This is a genomic window from Microbacterium sp. MMO-20, assembly GCF_037147735.1.
In the GTDB taxonomy this organism is placed as follows: Bacteria; Actinomycetota; Actinomycetes; order Actinomycetales; family Microbacteriaceae; genus Microbacterium.
This window is the reverse complement of sequence record NZ_JBBCUU010000001.1, coordinates 698,197-711,876: the sequence shown is the minus strand read 5'-3', so window position 1 is coordinate 711,876 and position 13,680 is coordinate 698,197. Positions and strand designations below refer to the sequence as shown.

At 70.2% G+C, this 13,680-nt stretch carries 16 protein-coding genes, 1 tRNA gene and 1 pseudogene; 6 read left to right on the top strand and 12 right to left on the bottom strand.

The window, feature by feature from the left end; translation table 11 throughout:
- Nucleotides 1-43: 43 nt before the first annotated feature.
- From ftsX to prfB, 3 genes are all read right to left on the bottom strand, one after another.
- Complete coding sequence (ftsX, locus tag WFI52_RS03555; protein ID WP_336624921.1) at nt 44-958, bottom strand: permease-like cell division protein FtsX; 915 nt, start codon at nt 956-958, stop codon at nt 44-46.
- The gene (gene ftsE, locus WFI52_RS03550) at nt 955-2,013 is read right to left on the bottom strand and encodes a cell division ATP-binding protein FtsE (protein ID WP_336624922.1); all 1,059 of its coding nucleotides are present in this window, start codon (nt 2,011-2,013) and stop codon (nt 955-957) included. Before ftsE ends, ftsX begins: the two co-directional genes overlap by 4 nt.
- Nucleotides 2,014-2,092: 79 nt before the next feature.
- A complete protein-coding gene (prfB, locus tag WFI52_RS03545) occupies nt 2,093-3,205 on the bottom strand; it encodes a peptide chain release factor 2 (protein ID WP_336624923.1) in 1,113 nt (370 codons plus the stop codon).
- Nucleotides 3,206-3,266: 61 nt separating this feature from the next.
- On the opposite strand from prfB, the gene WFI52_RS03540 reads away from it, so the two are divergent.
- Entirely contained in the window at nt 3,267-4,517 is a 1,251-nt protein-coding gene (locus WFI52_RS03540; protein ID WP_336625624.1) for an MFS transporter, read from the top strand.
- Between the two features lie 31 nt (nt 4,518-4,548).
- On the opposite strand, the gene WFI52_RS03535 is transcribed toward WFI52_RS03540, so the two are convergent.
- From WFI52_RS03535 to WFI52_RS03500, 8 genes are read right to left on the bottom strand one after another with little or no spacing between them, the layout of a single operon-like run.
- Nucleotides 4,549-4,968 carry a pilus assembly protein TadG-related protein gene (locus tag WFI52_RS03535; protein ID WP_336624924.1) on the bottom strand — a complete coding sequence of 140 codons (420 nt, stop codon included), beginning with the start codon at nt 4,966-4,968 and terminating at the stop codon, nt 4,549-4,551.
- Nucleotides 4,968-5,456, bottom strand: coding sequence for a TadE/TadG family type IV pilus assembly protein (locus tag WFI52_RS03530; protein WP_336624925.1), 489 nt, complete (start codon nt 5,454-5,456; stop codon nt 4,968-4,970). Before WFI52_RS03530 ends, WFI52_RS03535 begins: the two co-directional genes overlap by 1 nt.
- Complete coding sequence (locus WFI52_RS03525) at nt 5,431-5,838, bottom strand: TadE/TadG family type IV pilus assembly protein (protein WP_336624926.1); 408 nt, start codon at nt 5,836-5,838, stop codon at nt 5,431-5,433. The genes WFI52_RS03530 and WFI52_RS03525 overlap by 26 nt, the downstream gene beginning before the upstream one ends.
- A 7-nt stretch (nt 5,839-5,845) precedes the next feature.
- Nucleotides 5,846-6,049, bottom strand: a complete 204-nt coding sequence (locus tag WFI52_RS03520) for a hypothetical protein (protein WP_336624927.1) — start codon at nt 6,047-6,049, stop codon at nt 5,846-5,848.
- A 26-nt stretch (nt 6,050-6,075) separates the two neighbouring features.
- Nucleotides 6,076-7,005, bottom strand: coding sequence for a type II secretion system F family protein (locus WFI52_RS03515; RefSeq protein ID WP_336624928.1), 930 nt, complete (start codon nt 7,003-7,005; stop codon nt 6,076-6,078).
- Nucleotides 7,002-7,868 carry a type II secretion system F family protein gene (locus WFI52_RS03510; RefSeq protein ID WP_336624929.1) on the bottom strand — a complete coding sequence of 289 codons (867 nt, stop codon included), beginning with the start codon at nt 7,866-7,868 and terminating at the stop codon, nt 7,002-7,004. Before WFI52_RS03510 ends, WFI52_RS03515 begins: the two co-directional genes overlap by 4 nt.
- Nucleotides 7,865-9,052 (bottom strand): CpaF family protein, encoded by a 1,188-nt coding sequence (locus tag WFI52_RS03505; RefSeq protein WP_336624930.1) that lies wholly within the window; start codon nt 9,050-9,052, stop codon nt 7,865-7,867. The genes WFI52_RS03510 and WFI52_RS03505 overlap by 4 nt, the downstream gene beginning before the upstream one ends.
- Nucleotides 9,053-9,108: 56 nt before the next feature.
- Nucleotides 9,109-9,951, bottom strand: a complete 843-nt coding sequence (locus WFI52_RS03500) for a helix-turn-helix transcriptional regulator (RefSeq protein ID WP_336624931.1) — start codon at nt 9,949-9,951, stop codon at nt 9,109-9,111.
- Between WFI52_RS03500 and WFI52_RS03495 the strand changes: the two are divergent.
- From WFI52_RS03495 to WFI52_RS03475, 5 genes and pseudogenes are all read left to right on the top strand, one after another.
- Nucleotides 9,950-10,798 (top strand): annotated as a pseudogene (locus WFI52_RS03495) (SDR family oxidoreductase); the annotation flags it as partial. The gene WFI52_RS03500 and the pseudogene WFI52_RS03495 sit on opposite strands and share 2 nt — an antisense overlap.
- A gap of 94 nt (nt 10,799-10,892) precedes the next feature.
- On the top strand, nt 10,893-11,051 hold the full coding sequence (locus WFI52_RS03490; RefSeq protein WP_336625652.1) for a hypothetical protein: 159 nt from the start codon (nt 10,893-10,895) through the stop codon (nt 11,049-11,051).
- A gap of 73 nt (nt 11,052-11,124) precedes the next feature.
- Nucleotides 11,125-11,949 (top strand): formate/nitrite transporter family protein, encoded by an 825-nt coding sequence (locus WFI52_RS03485; RefSeq protein WP_336624932.1) that lies wholly within the window; start codon nt 11,125-11,127, stop codon nt 11,947-11,949.
- Between the two features lie 8 nt (nt 11,950-11,957).
- Nucleotides 11,958-12,039, top strand: a tRNA-Leu gene (locus tag WFI52_RS03480).
- Between the two features lie 76 nt (nt 12,040-12,115).
- On the top strand, nt 12,116-12,838 hold the full coding sequence (locus WFI52_RS03475) for a DedA family protein (RefSeq protein WP_336624933.1): 723 nt from the start codon (nt 12,116-12,118) through the stop codon (nt 12,836-12,838).
- Here WFI52_RS03475 and ku read toward each other — a convergent pair whose 3' ends face one another.
- Nucleotides 12,839-13,648, bottom strand: a complete 810-nt coding sequence (gene ku, locus WFI52_RS03470) for a non-homologous end joining protein Ku (RefSeq protein WP_336624934.1) — start codon at nt 13,646-13,648, stop codon at nt 12,839-12,841. It abuts the gene before it with no gap.
- Nucleotides 13,649-13,680: the final 32 nt, after the last annotated feature.

The following is a 13,680-nucleotide window of genomic DNA, read 5'->3' as shown; positions in this document are numbered from 1 at the left end:
GTGGATACGGCAGCCCGTCAGTCTATCTCAGGAGCGCGCGGTGTCAGGCCCGCAGCCAACGGCGGATCGCGAAACCGGCCGAGAGCGCGGCGAGCACGAGGCCGATCACGATGATGATCGGGATGACCACCGCGGCATCCGCCACACCCACCCAGTCGGTGATGAAGGTGACCCGGTCGCGCAGGTACCCCCCGACTCCGAACTGCACACCGGCGAGGATCGCGCCCCCCGCCAGGAGAGAGCCGATGAAGGCGGCGAAGACGCCCTCCAGGATGAACGGGGTCTGGATGAACCGGTTCGAGGCGCCGACGAGACGCATGATCCCGACCTCGCGCCGCCGTGCGTACGCCGACAGCCGGATCGTCGTCGCGATGAGGAGGACGGCGGCGATGAGCATGAGAGCGGCGATGCCGACCGCGATGTAGGTCGCGACCGTCAGAGCGGAGAAGAGCGGCTCGAGATACTGCATCTGGTTGCGGACGCCCTCGACCCCCTGCGTACCGGAGAACGCCTCGGTGATGACATCCGACTTTCCGGGGTCGATGAGTCCGACCCAGTACGTATCACCGAGCTGCGCCGGAGTGACGTAGTCCTTGTACTCGTCGCCGTAGAGGTCGAGGAGGTTCTGGTAGGCCTCGTCGCCCGACTCGAAGCGGACGTCGCGCACGAGCGCCGCCAGTGCGGGGCTCTCGAGCCGCTCCGCGACCGCCGAGATCTGGTCCTCCGTCGCCGCACCGTCGGCGCACGTCGCGGCCGTCGAATCGTCGCGGCACATGACGACGGAAACCTGTGCCCGCTCGGCCCAGTAGGACTGCATCTTCGCGATCTGCATCTGCATGAGCATCGCCGCGCCCACGAACGTCAGCGAGACGAACGTCACGAGCACGACGGAGATCACCATCGAGGCGTTGCGCCGAAGGCCGGTCAGGGCCTCGGCGAGGATCAGTCGCACCCTCACGAGGTCGGCCCCACTTCGTCGTCGTCGGATGCCAGGCCGAGCCGCTCGGCCACGGTCAGGTCGTCGAGCTCGAGTCCGTCGAGCTGCACGATCGGCGCGTCGATCTTTATCGGCCGGGTCGTCGGCGTCGATTCGCGCGCCGGCTCGGGGGCGACATCGAGCTCGGCGTCGGGCATCACGTCGGGCGTCACCGCGACAGCCGCGGCGACCGCGGATGCTGAGACCGCTTCCGCCGCGGCATCCTTGACCGCGCTCGGCACAGGTTCGACGGGAGACGCGGCGATCTCGCGCTGCAGCTCGAGCACCGCGGTCAGGGCAGCCGTCGCGGCGGCACCCTTCTCCTCCTGCGGAGCAAGGCGCGGGATCGCGGACGTGTCCCCGTAACCGCCGTGGCGGTCGTCACGGACCATGACGCCGTCCTGCAGCTCGATGACGCGTCGCTTCATCTGGTCGACGAAGCCGGCTTCATGCGTGGCCATGACGACCGTCGTACCGCCTTCGTTGATGCGCGCGAGCAGCTGCATGATGTCGACCGACGTCGCGGGGTCGAGGTTTCCCGTCGGCTCGTCGGCGAGGAGGATCTGCGGTCGGTTCACGATCGCGCGCGCGATCGCGACGCGCTGCTGTTCACCACCCGAGAGCTCGTGCGGGAGACGCTTCTGCTTGCCGTCGAGGCCGACGAGGGTGAGCGCCTCGGGGACCGCCTGCTGGATGAAGGCGCGCGAGGCACCGATCACCTGGAGCGTGAACGCGACGTTCTGGAAGACGGTCTTGTTCGGCAGCAGCCGGAAGTCCTGGAAGACGGCGCCGATATGGCGGCGGAAGTAGGGCACTTTGCGGGTGGAGAGCGCGTGCAGGTCTCGGCCGAGCACGACGACGCGGCCGTCGCTTGGGGTGTCTTCTCGCAGGATCAGCCGCAGACACGACGACTTTCCCGAGCCGGAGGCGCCGACGAGGAAGACGAAATCGCCGCGCTGCACATCGAAGTCGACATCGTTGAGGGCGGGCTTCTTGGTGCCGCGGTACTTCTTGGTGACGTGCTCGAACCGGATCATGACCCGACGAGCCTAAGCGCGCAGACTATGGATGCCGGACGGCGCGCCCGCGCGTCGCGGTTCCCGCCGCGGCACCTGATCAGTCGTCGTCGTCTTTGCGCTTGCGCCAGCGGATGCCGGCCGCGATGAGGCCGTCGAGGTCGCCGTCGAAGACGACCGCGGGGTTGCCGACCTCGTAGCCGGTACGGAGATCCTTCACGAGCTGCTGGCCGTAGAGGAAGTAGGAGCGCATCTGGTCGCCCCAGCTCGCGGTGATCGTCCCCGCGAGCTCCTTCTTCTTGGCGGCCTCCTCTTCGCGCTTGAGCAGGAGCAGGCGCGTCTGCAGCACGCGCATCGCGGCGGCGCGGTTCTGGATCTGGCTCTTCTCGTTCTGCATCGAGACGACGAGGCCGGTCGGGATGTGCGTGATGCGCACCGCCGAGTCGGTCGTGTTGACCGACTGCCCACCCGGGCCCGACGAGCGGAAGACGTCGACGCGGATGTCGCCTTCGGGCACCTCGACCTCGACGGCCTCTTCGAGCGCGGGGATGACCTCGACCGCAGCGAACGACGTCTGCCGCTTGTCGGCGCCGCCGAAGGGGCTGATGCGCGCGAGACGGTGCGTCCCGGCTTCGACGGACAGCGTGCCGTAGGCGTACGGGGCATCCACTTCGAAGGTCGCCGACTTGATGCCCGCACCCTCCGCATAGGAGGTGTCCATGACCTTCACGGAGTACTTGTGCCGCTCCGCCCAGCGCAGGTACATGCGCAGGAGCATCTCGGCGAAGTCCGTCGCATCGTCGCCGCCGGCGCCCGAGCGGATCGTGACGACGGCAGGACGATCGTCGTACTCTCCGTCGAGGAGCGTCTGCACCTCGAGCTGGCCGATCACATCCTGCAGATCGGAGATCTCTCGCCGCGCCTCGGCGGCGGTGTCCTCGTCGTCCATCTCGCGGGCGAGCTCGACGAGCACGTCGAGGTCGTCGAGGCGCTGCTCGAGGTCGGTGACGCGCTTGAGGTCGGCCTGGCGGTGACTCAGGGCACTCGTGACCTTCTGCGCCTTCTCGACGTCGTCCCAGAGGTCGGGGGCACCGGCCTCCTCGGAGAGTCGATCGATCTCCGCGCGGAGCGCGTCGACGTCGACCACGGCCTGGATGTCGGAGAACGTGGAGCGCAGGGCCTGGATGTCGGCGGAGGGATCGAAATCAAGCATGACACTCCAGACTAACGTGGATGACGTGACGGATGCCGACTCCCCCGCCCCGATGCGGAGCATGCTCTGGCGTCTCGCGCCCGTGATCTACGGGCCGACCGTTCTCTTCGCGCTCGGCGAAGGGGCCGTCATCCCGCTTCTGCCGATCTTCGCCTCGCGCCTCGGCGCCGACGTCCCGACCGCCGCACTCGTCGCCTCCGCCCTCGTCGTCGGGCAGCTCTGCGGCAACATCCCCGCCGGCTGGGCCGTCGCCCGCATCGGCGAACGGGTGACGATGGCGATCGGCGGCGGCATCGCGATGGCGGGTGTCGCGGGACTCGCTCTCGCGCCGAACCTCGCGGTGCTCGCGGCATCCGTCTTCGTCATCGGCTTCTGCGCGGCCGTCTTCGGGCTCGCGCGGCACTCTTTCATGACGACGCGCGTGCCGCTGACGTTCCGTGCCCGCGCGCTGTCGCTGCTCGGCGGCACCTTCCGCCTCGGCATGTTCGTCGGCCCCTTCATCGCGGCCGCCCTTCTCGCGGTGTTCGGCGACGAACACGCGACCGTCTGGTTCTTCAGCGTGTGCCTGGTCGCGACGGTGCTGCTCGTCCTGCTCGGGCCCGACCCCGAAGCCGACGGCGCAGCGCCCGGTGGGCCGTCCGCGCGGGGCGACTCGCGCGTCGCCGAGGACACCGGCGAGCCGGTCACGGGATCGATCCCCACGCGTGAGCGCGTGGGCGTCTTCCGGACGATGTGGCGCTTCCGCGGGGTGCTCTCGCGGCTGGGACTCGCGGCGGCGTCGCTGTCAGCGGTGCGCTCGGCCCGCCAGGTCGTGCTGCCGCTGTGGGGCGTCTCGATCGGTCTCGACGCGCAGACGATCGCGCTCGTCGTCGGCATCTCGGGCGCGATCGACTTCGCCCTGTTCTACGCGAGCGGGCAGGTCATGGACCGCTTCGGGCGGCTGTGGGCGGCTCTCCCCGCGATGATCCTCATGGGCGCCGGGTTCCTCGCCCTGTCGTTCACGCACGATCTGCCGCAGGCCGCAATGTGGTTCGCACTGTTCGCCGCGGTCCTCGGCGTCGGCAACGGGCTGTCCAGCGGCATCCTGCTGACGCTCGGTGCCGACGTCGCACCCCAGGACGATCCGGCGCCCTTCCTCGGGTCGTGGCGGACGTTGACGGATGCCGGGGGCGCCATCGCACCCTTGCTCGTCTCCGCTCTCGCCGCCGCCTTCTCGCTCGCCCTCGCGACCGGAGCCATGGGTGTGATCGGTCTCGCGGGAGCGGCCGCGTTCGTCCGCTGGGTTCCTCGATTCGTTCCGCGGGCGCGCTGAGAGGCTCCCGCCCGCGAGGCGCCGCGCGACGTCAGCGCAGCGCCGTGCGGCTCGTTGCCGTCGCACCCAGCGTCCAGCCATCGGGGACGAAGAGGGCGAGGACGGGCGGGCGCCAGTCCACCTCGACGCGGACGCGGGCCGATACCCCGTCGGGCGTCGACGCCGACACGAGCCGTGCGGTACCGAGCGCGTCGAGCAGCTCTGCGGCCTGGGCGTGCACGCCGTCGTCCGAGAGCCGGGCCACGGGCCCACCACCCTCGATCGTCAGGGTGAAGCCGTCCGCGCCGGCGAGGGCCGCGGCGTCGGCGGCGGCATCCGCGCGCTTCTGCGTGAGGTAGAGACTGGTCGCGTCGACGCACACGAGTACGAGGACGAGGGCGAGAAGCGCGTAACCGAGAGTCAGCACGAGCACCGAACCCTCGTCGTCCGCGTCGGCTCCGCGAGCGCGCATCAGGGGGTCGCTCCCCAGAAGCGCGAGATCTTCTGCGCCGAGGCGGCTTCGACCGGCACCCGGGCCAGATCGTCGAGGCCCAGGATCGCGGGAACAAGGGGCAGCGGAACCTCCGTGCGGACGGTGACGGTGAGGATCGCTCCCGGCTCGGGGCAGGTCGCCCGCGAGCACGACACCTCGATGTCGAGGGCACCGGGATCGAGGCCGTATTCGCGCACGATCGCGTCCCGCACGCGGTTCGCGCGGGCGTCCGCCGTCGCCGCATCCGGTGCCGATGCGATCGCGCGGGCGAGCTGGCGCGCCCCGGTCTCGACACCGAGCGCCTGCCCTTGGATCGCGCCGAGGGCGATGACGAGGTAGACGATCGGGACGAGCAGCACGAGGCCGACCAGGATGAACTCCAGCGCCGCCGACCCGTCGTCGTCGCTGCGGAAGTCGCGCGCCGGGGCGCCGCGTCGATGCTCAGTCGAAGCTCTCGCGCGGAGCATGCGCCGTCACCTCCATACCGGCGGGGATGCCGATGAGCCCCACGAGCGGGAGAGTCGCCGTCACGGTGACCGCGACCTCCGCGCCCGATGGCCCCTCGTGCACGGCCGAGATCACCGCGGCATCCAGCCCGCCGCCCGTCGCCGCCGCGATGAGCGCCTGCGTGCGGAGGGCGCCGTCGGCCGGTTGGGTGTCGGCGAGGGCTCCGTAGTAGGCGCCTTCGACAGCCGCGTCGTGGACGACGTTGCGGATGTAGACGGCGAGCGCGAGCTGGACGACGGCAAGAGTGAGGAGCGTGAGCAGGGTGCCGACGAGCACGAACTCGACCGGCGCGGAACCCGCCTCGTCATCGCGCAGCGCACCACCGCTCGCCGGCAGACGCATGGGATTCTCAGAACCCCGAGACGCGACTCAGCGCCTGCTCGAAGAGATCGGCGAGCGCCGGACCGGCAAGGGTCCAGATCGCCACCACGAGACCGGCCGTCATGAGCGTCACAAGGACCCAGCCGGGCACATCACCTCGCTCGTCGTCGAGGGTGTCGCGCAGCACCTCATCACGCCAGGCCTGCGCCCGGCTCCACAGCGTGCGGATCATCTCCGCCTCCTTCCGACCGTCACCGGTCATCCGATTCCGAGCTTGAGCATGACGATGCCGGGGAACACGGCGAACAGCACCGAGAGCGGCAGAATCAGGAAGACGAGCGGCAGGAGCATCAGAATCTCCTTGCGACCTGCGGACTCGATGAGGACCCGCTTCGCGTCCTCGCGCGCGTCGACCGCCTGGTCCTGCAGGACCTGAGCGAGCGGTGCTCCGCGGTCGATCGCAGCGACGAGGTGCTCGACAGCACGCGACAGCGCGGGCACGTCGCACGTCTTGGCGACTGTGAGCAACGCATCGGAGAGACTCGAACCGGTGCCGCTGGCGAGCACGGCCGCGCGCAGTTCTGCCGTCAGTACGCCCGAGCCCACATCGCCCACGCGGCGCAGCGCATCGCGCAGCCCTTCACCGGCTGCGAGGCACAGCGCGAGGAATTCCAGAACGGTCGGGAGCTCCTCCTCGATTCGTGCGACACGTCGCCGCGCGGCGAAAGACAACCGCTGATCGGCGACCACGATCGCGATCGCCGCGACCAGCGGAGGCAGCACCGCCGCGACGGGGCCGCCGCGCCCCGCAAGGGTCGCCGCGATCGCGAGCGCTCCGCCGACGGCGAGGCCGCTCACCGCCCATCCGAGCTGCCCGGCCCGGAACGCCACCACGTCGCTCCGTCTCCCCGCCTGCCGCAAGCGCTGCGCGAGAGCCTCCCCACCGCCCAGACTTGAGGCGAGCGTCGTCGCCATCCGTCTGGGCACCGTACGCCAATCCCCGACCGTGGGCACGGGTTGCAGGGGCGTCATTCCCGCGGGGTCGGCGAGGTCGCGAAGGTACGGCGCGATGCGTCGCGACAGCGTCGGGGCCGACCACCGCGGCATCCGCTGCAGCGCCAGCAGCGCACCCGCGGCGAACGTTACGCCGAGAACCACGGCGCAGGTGAACAGAGTCACCCCGCTCATCCGAACCACCGCTGTGGCTCGGGCAGCCGGCCGAGCCGGATCGTGAGACGGTACGCACACACCGACACGAGGGCTCCGACGAGCACGACGACGACCCCCGCTCCCGTGGCGTAGGCGGCGACCCCCTCCGGTCGCAGCACGAGCAGGCCCAGCACGATCCAGGGCGCGACGACGCCGACGACGGCGGCACCACGCACCCATGATTGACGAGCCTCCACCTCGGCGCGCAGCGTCGCGTCGGCCCGCACCGACGCCGACAGGGCGCGCAGCACACCCGTGAGTTCCGTCCCGCCGACGTGCCGCGCCATCCGGAGCGTCTCGATGATCCGGTCGGCCACGGGGTCGGCGAGCGCGGCCTTCAGCCGCAGCGCGCTCGAGTCGAAGTGACCGGATGCCGCCATGTCCTCCGCGAACCGCGCGAACGCGGGGCGGAGGGGCGCGGGACCGGTGCTCGCGAGCGCGGAGACCGCGTCCGGCAGCGAGAGCCCCGCCCGTACGGCTGAGATGAGCAGGTCGCAGACGTCGGACCAGAGCGCTCGGCGCGAACGCCGGAGCCTGCGCGCCCGTGCCCGCAGCCAGGTGAACGGCGTGGCAGCCCCGGCCACCGCAGCGACGAGCGCGACGGCGGGCAGTCCGGTCGCGAGCCACGCCATCACGGCACACACGGATGCCAGTACGCCTGCGATCAGGACGGGACGTCCCGCCGGCGCGTGCGCATATCCGGCCTGCTGCAGCAGACGCACGACGCTTCCACTCTCACGACCCGGTGACGGAACCGCCGTCCGAGCGCCGCCGGGCCAGAGCCAGGGCGCGAGGATCAGCAGGATGCCCGCGGCCAGAGCCGCTCCCCACAGGGCGGTCACGACGCCGCCCTGTCGCGCGCGTCGGGACCGCTGGCCCGGTAGAGCGGCCGGGTCTGCACAGCGTCGTCGATGACCTCCCCCGTCACGTCGACGACTTCCTCCACGAAGCGGCGTCCGTCGGCGCCTCGTCGGCAGTGCACCACGAGGTCAACGCTCGCCGCGATCGCGGGCAGCACGAACCCCGCGTCGATATTGCGTCCCGCGAGAAGCGGCAGCGCGGCGAGTCGACGCAGCGCGTCGTGGGCAGAGTTCGCGTGGATCGTCGCGGCTCCTGGCACACCTGTGTTCAGCGCAAGCAGCAAGTCCAGCGCCTCGGCGTCGCGCACCTCCCCGACGACGAGACGATCGGGACGCATGCGCAGCGCCTCCTTGACGAGCCGGCGCAGACTCACTGCGCCGGTGCCCTCGAGGCTCGGCTGCCGCCCCTGGAGAGCGACGATGTCGGGCGCCGCGACGGCGAGCTCGAAGGTCTCCTCGACCGTGACGATGCGCTGCGCCGGCGGGCAGGCGCCGATGAGCGCTGACAGCAGCGTCGTCTTGCCCGCGTGGGTCGCGCCGGAGACGAGGACGTTGCGCCCCTCCGCCATCGCATCGGCGAGGAGGGCCGCGATCCGTGCCGGCATCGATCCGGCGGCGACCAGGTCGCCGAGACGGCGGTGCGTCGTGAGGAACTTCCGGATGTTGACGGCGTAATGGGCGCGCGTCACGTCCGGGATGACGACGTGGAGGCGCGACCCGTCCGGCAGCGACGCATCCACGAACGGCTGACTGAGATCGACGCGTCGGCCCGTCGCGTGCAGCATCCGCTCGACCAGATCACGGACCGCCTCATCGGTGAGGCGGATGGGGGCACGCTCGCTGCGACCGGCCCGCGCCACGTAGACAGTGGCGGGGTCGTTGATCCAGATCTCTTCGACCTCAGGGTCATCCAGCAGCGCCTGCAGCGGGCCGTAACCGGAGACACGTGCGAGCACCTCGTGCACGCACGCCGCTTCGTCGTCGACGAGTTCCCAGCCGCGAGCCAGGGCGAAGTCGTTGTGCCGACGCACCTCTGCCAGAGCAACCGCCGCCGCACGATCGGGGTGGCGCAGCGGATCGGCCTGCTCTTCCCGGAGGCGATCCCGCACGCGTTCCGCGACGGACTGCACGGCGGACGCCGGGAGCTCGGATGCGGTCAGGGTCATCCCGGCATCCTGACAAGCGCGCGTCACCGAGCGTGGAAGTTATCCACAGGAGGCCGTCATCCGAGCGCCTGCGTCCCGATCACGTGGAGGAGCGCCAGCTTGTCCGCGTCGACCGAACCCGGCTCCGCGGTGTAGACGAGGAGAGTGTGGCCGTGTTCCGGGTCGATCAGCGTCTGACACGCGAGCGTGATCTCGCCGACCTCGGGATGCACGAACCGCTTCGTCGTCTCGGGACGCAGGTCCACCTCCCCGCGCGCCCAGAGCCCACGGAACTCGTCGCTGTGCGCCGCAAGCTCCGCGGCGATGCGCGCCGCACGCGAGTCGGGACCGCGTTCCCCCACGACTCGGCGGAGGTTCGCCACCCAGAGACGCCCCAGTGCGTCCCGGTCCGCCTCGGCGTACAGAAGCCGCGCGGAGGGCTCGGTGAACCAGCGGTACGCGATACTCCGTTCGATCCCCACGCGACCCCGGGCGTCCCCGAGGAGCGCCGCCGCGAGCGGCGTCTGGTGCAGGGTCTCCCCGAGTTCGCTGACGACTTCGGCGGGAGTGTCGATGAGTCTGTCGAGGATGCGCATGAGCGCCGGTGCGACGTGATCCGTGGAGCCGTCGCGATCAGGGACTGGGCGACCCGCGAGGCGGTGGAGGTGATCTCGCTCGGCGCGAGTGAGTCGGAGCGCCTGCGCGATCGCGGCGAGCATCTGGGCGGACGGTTGCGGGCCCGACGCCCGCTCCAGTCGCGCGTAGTAGTCCGGCGACATGTAGGCGAGCGCCGCGACCTCCTCGCGGCGAAGGCCCTCCGCGCGGCGGCGGCGCCCGCGCGGCAGACCGACGTCCTCAGGCTGGAGCGCGCCGCGGCGCACGCGCAGGAACTCCGCGAGGCCTTCGCGATCGATCGACATGATCCTCCTCTGCACTCCGTTCTATCTCCGTCCCGGCGCCAACTCCACCGGCCGAGCCGCAACCACACCTCTCAGGCGTGCCCTGAGAGGTCCTGGATGCCGCCCCCCGCCTCGCGCAGAGTGGACTCACCCACCGAGCTTTGGAGTATTCATGCCGCGCCGCGCCGTCGACATCACCATCCCCGATCTCTCCGGCACTCGTGCCGTCGTGACGGGCGGCAGCGACGGGATCGGGCTGCGCATCGCCGCGCGTCTCGCCGCGGCGGGCGCGGAGATCGTTCTTCCGGTCCGGAACCTCGAGAAAGGGCAGGCCGCCGTCGCGGAGATCGTTCGCACGGCGCCGGGCGCGTCCGTGACCGTCCGGGCGCTGGACCTCTCGTCGCTGACGACGGTGCGCGCTCTCGGAGACACCCTCCGCGACGAAGGAGTGCCCATCGGCCTCCTCGTCAACAACGCGGGCGTGATGACGCCGCCCACGCGTCGGACGACCGCCGACGGGTTCGAGCTGCAGTTCGGCACCAATCATCTCGGCCAAGTCGCTCTCGTCGCCGAGCTGCTGCCGTTGCTCGAGGCGGGGCGGGCCCGCGTCGTCTCCCAGGTCAGCATCTCCGCGGATCGCGGTGGCATGAACTGGGACGACCCGCAGTGGGAGCGCTCGTACGACGGCGAGCGCGCCTACAGCCAGTCGAAGATCGCCCTCGGCCTCTTCGCGCGAGAGCTCCAGCGACGCACCGCCGAGGGCGGCTGGGGCATCACGAGTGTCCTCTCGCACCCCGGCATCGCCCCGACGAGCCTGCTCTCGGCGCGGCCGGAGATCGATCGCGATAACGACACCGCGGCCGTACGTGTCATCCGCTGGATGTCGGCGCGCGGACTCATCGTGGGGTACCCCGGCGTCGGCAGCGCTCCCCGCACTGTACGCCGCGACTTCCCCCGACGCTGTGCCCGGCGAGCTCTACGGGCCCAGCGGTCCAGGTCATCTCGGCGGCACGCCGGGCCATCAGCGCATGTACTCGCGCCTCGCCGACGACGACGCCGCGAGGCGCGTCTGGACGATCTCCGAGCAGCTCATCGGAAGGTCGGTGACGTCTCTGCGCTGAGGCGGCAGGCGGCGTGCACGCGAACTGGTCATGACGCCTGGCACTGTGGTCTGACCACATGTAAGATCGTGTCGTGCTCACGATCCCCGAGACCCTCCACGCGCAGGCATCCGCCGCCGTTCACAAAGCCGACGGTCTACGCTCCCCCGGGCGATTCGTCGTCTCCGGCATGCTCGCGGGCGCGTACATCGGGATCGGCGTCGTCCTCATGGTGTCCACCGCCGGCCCACTCGCGGCCTCCGGGGACGGACTCGCCAAACTCGTGAGCGGCCTCGTCTTCGGCGTCGCACTGACGCTCGTCGTCTTCGCGGGCGCCGATCTCGTGACCTCCGCCATGATGGTGCTCCCACAGGGCGCTCTCCTGCGCGCCGTCGGACCGTGGCGCGCCCTCGGTACGATCCTCGCGACGTTCGCCGCGAATCTCGTGGGCGCGCTGTCGTTCGCGGGCCTCGTCGCGGCGTCGGGCGTACTACGCGCCAATGCCGCGGCGGGCACAATGCTCTCCGACATGCTCGCCGCGAAGGCGCACGAAGGCCCCGTCGAGCTCTTCGTCCGCGGCATCCTGTGCAACGTCCTCGTCTGCCTCGCGATCTGGATGTGCGCACGCGTCCACTCCGATGTCGCGAAGATCCTGCTGATCTTCGCCGCGATCCTCGCCTTCATCTCCTCGGGTTTCGAGCACGTCGTCGCCAACATGACGACCTACGGCATCGGGCTCTTCACGGGAGACGCGAACGCGACCCTCCCGCTTTTCGCGAGCAACCTGCTCTGGGTGGGGCTCGGCAATTTCGTCGGCGGTGCGCTCATCGTCGGCGTCGGCTATTGGGTCATCGGCGGATCGCCGCGCCTCACCCTGCCCGCCGAGACTCGGGAGCGCGCACTCGCGCCGGTAGACTGACACTCCCCGCGGGAGTGGTGAAATCGGCAGACACGCAGGATTTAGGTTCCTGTGCCTTCGGGCGTGTGGGTTCAAGTCCCACCTTCCGCACAGGGTGAGCCAGGATACGCTCTATCCAACCGGCTCCGCCGACCTCCTCCCCCGCCCACCGACCGACGGGAACCGTGTGCACTCTCTGGCCCTCATCCCCTGGCTGGACCCCGAGAACATCATCAGCGCGGCGGGGCCGTGGGCTCTGCTCGTCGTCTGCTTCATCGTCTTCGCCGAGACGGGCCTGCTCGTCGGCTTCCTGCTGCCGGGAGACACCCTGCTCGTCATCTCCGGGCTCCTCTCACACTCGACGCCGGCTGCACCGAACGGCATCTTCGGCATCAACGTGTGGTGGGTCGCCCTTCTCATCGCACTCGCGGCATTCGTCGGTGGCGAGGTCGGGTATCTGATCGGCCACAAGGGCGGACCAGCCGTCTTCGAACGCAAGGAATCGGGCCTGTTCAGCCGCAAGAACGTCGAGCGCACGAACGCGTTCTTCGAGCGCTACGGCGGTCTCACCGTCGTCCTCGCACGCTTCGTGCCCATCGTGCGCACCTTCGCCCCCGTCGCCGCGGGTGTCGGTCACATGCCGTGGCGCCGCTATTCGCTCTACAACCTCATCGGCGCGCTGCTCTGGGGCTTCGGGCTCACGATGTTCGGCTACCTCATCGGGTTCATCCCCCCCGTCGCGTGGTTCGTGCAGAACTACATCGATCTGATCCTGCTCGCCGCCGTCGGAGGCACGGCACTCGTCACGCTCTGGCACTACTTCTCCGAGCGCCGCCAGGTGCGCAAGGAGCAGGCGGCAGGCGTCGCCCCCGAGAGCGTCGAACCCCTCACCGACGACTCGCCCGCCTGATCAGGAGGCTTTGCCCGACCGCGCGGCACGGGCCTTCTCGACGCTCGCCTTGAGCGCCGCCATGAGGTCGATGACCTCACCCCCGGCATCTGGCTCCGCCCGCTCACCGAACGTCTCCGCCGTGTCGAGCGCGTCGCCCTGCGCGAGCTTCGCGTCGATGAGCGTCCGCAGTTCCTGCTGATACTCGTCGACGAACTGGTCGGGTGCGAAGTCGCTCGAGAACGACTCCACGAGGGATGCCGACAGCTCGAGCTCCTTCGCCGAGATCTTGACCGGCTCGTCGAGCCCCGGGAACGACGCCTCGCGCACCTCGTCCGCCCAGAGGAGCGTCTGCAGGACGAGCACGTCCCCGCGCACACGCAGCGCCGCCAAGCGCGTCTTCTGTCGGAGCGAGAAGCGCACGATCGCCGTGCGGTCGGTCTGCTCGAGCGTCTGGCGCAGCAGCACGTAGGCCTTCGGCGACGATGAGTCGGGCTCGAGGTAGTAGGCGCGGTCGAGGGTCAGCAGGTCGATCTGGTCGCTGGGCACGAACTCGACGACCTCGATCTCGCGGCTGCGCTCGGCGGGGAGCGACGCAATGTCCTCCGCCGTGAGCACCACCGTGCGCTCGCCGTCGTCGTACGCCTTGTCGATCTCGGCGTAGGGCACGACCTCGCCGTCGAGCTCGCAGATGCGCTGATAACGGATGCGCCCGCCGTCGGCGGCATGCACCTGGTGCAGCGGCACATCGTGGTCCTCCGTCGCGGAATAGACCTTCACCGGCACGTTCACGAGGCCGAAGGTCAGTGCACCCTTCCAGATCGCTCTCATCACACCAGTGAACACCGGTCGCACCCGTGACG

What these genes read in the sequence shown, in the direction of transcription:
- ftsE (WP_336624922.1), bottom strand. Translation starts at nt 2,013, where the DNA reads ATGATCCGGTTCGAGCACGTCACCAAGAAGTACCGCGGCACCAAGAAG.
- prfB (WP_336624923.1), bottom strand. Translation starts at nt 3,205, where the DNA reads ATGCTTGATTTCGATCCCTCCGCCGACATCCAGGCCCTGCGCTCCACG.
- WFI52_RS03540 (WP_336625624.1), top strand. Translation starts at nt 3,267, where the DNA reads ATGCTCTGGCGTCTCGCGCCCGTGATCTACGGGCCGACCGTTCTCTTC.
- WFI52_RS03535 (WP_336624924.1), bottom strand. Translation starts at nt 4,968, where the DNA reads ATGCGCGCTCGCGGAGCCGACGCGGACGACGAGGGTTCGGTGCTCGTG.
- WFI52_RS03530 (WP_336624925.1), bottom strand. Translation starts at nt 5,456, where the DNA reads ATGCTCCGCGCGAGAGCTTCGACTGAGCATCGACGCGGCGCCCCGGCG.
- WFI52_RS03525 (WP_336624926.1), bottom strand. Translation starts at nt 5,838, where the DNA reads ATGCGTCTGCCGGCGAGCGGTGGTGCGCTGCGCGATGACGAGGCGGGT.
- WFI52_RS03520 (WP_336624927.1), bottom strand. Translation starts at nt 6,049, where the DNA reads ATGATCCGCACGCTGTGGAGCCGGGCGCAGGCCTGGCGTGATGAGGTG.
- WFI52_RS03515 (WP_336624928.1), bottom strand. Translation starts at nt 7,005, where the DNA reads ATGAGCGGGGTGACTCTGTTCACCTGCGCCGTGGTTCTCGGCGTAACG.
- WFI52_RS03505 (WP_336624930.1), bottom strand. Translation starts at nt 9,052, where the DNA reads ATGACCCTGACCGCATCCGAGCTCCCGGCGTCCGCCGTGCAGTCCGTC.
- WFI52_RS03500 (WP_336624931.1), bottom strand. Translation starts at nt 9,951, where the DNA reads ATGTCGATCGATCGCGAAGGCCTCGCGGAGTTCCTGCGCGTGCGCCGC.
- ku (WP_336624934.1), bottom strand. Translation starts at nt 13,648, where the DNA reads ATGAGAGCGATCTGGAAGGGTGCACTGACCTTCGGCCTCGTGAACGTG.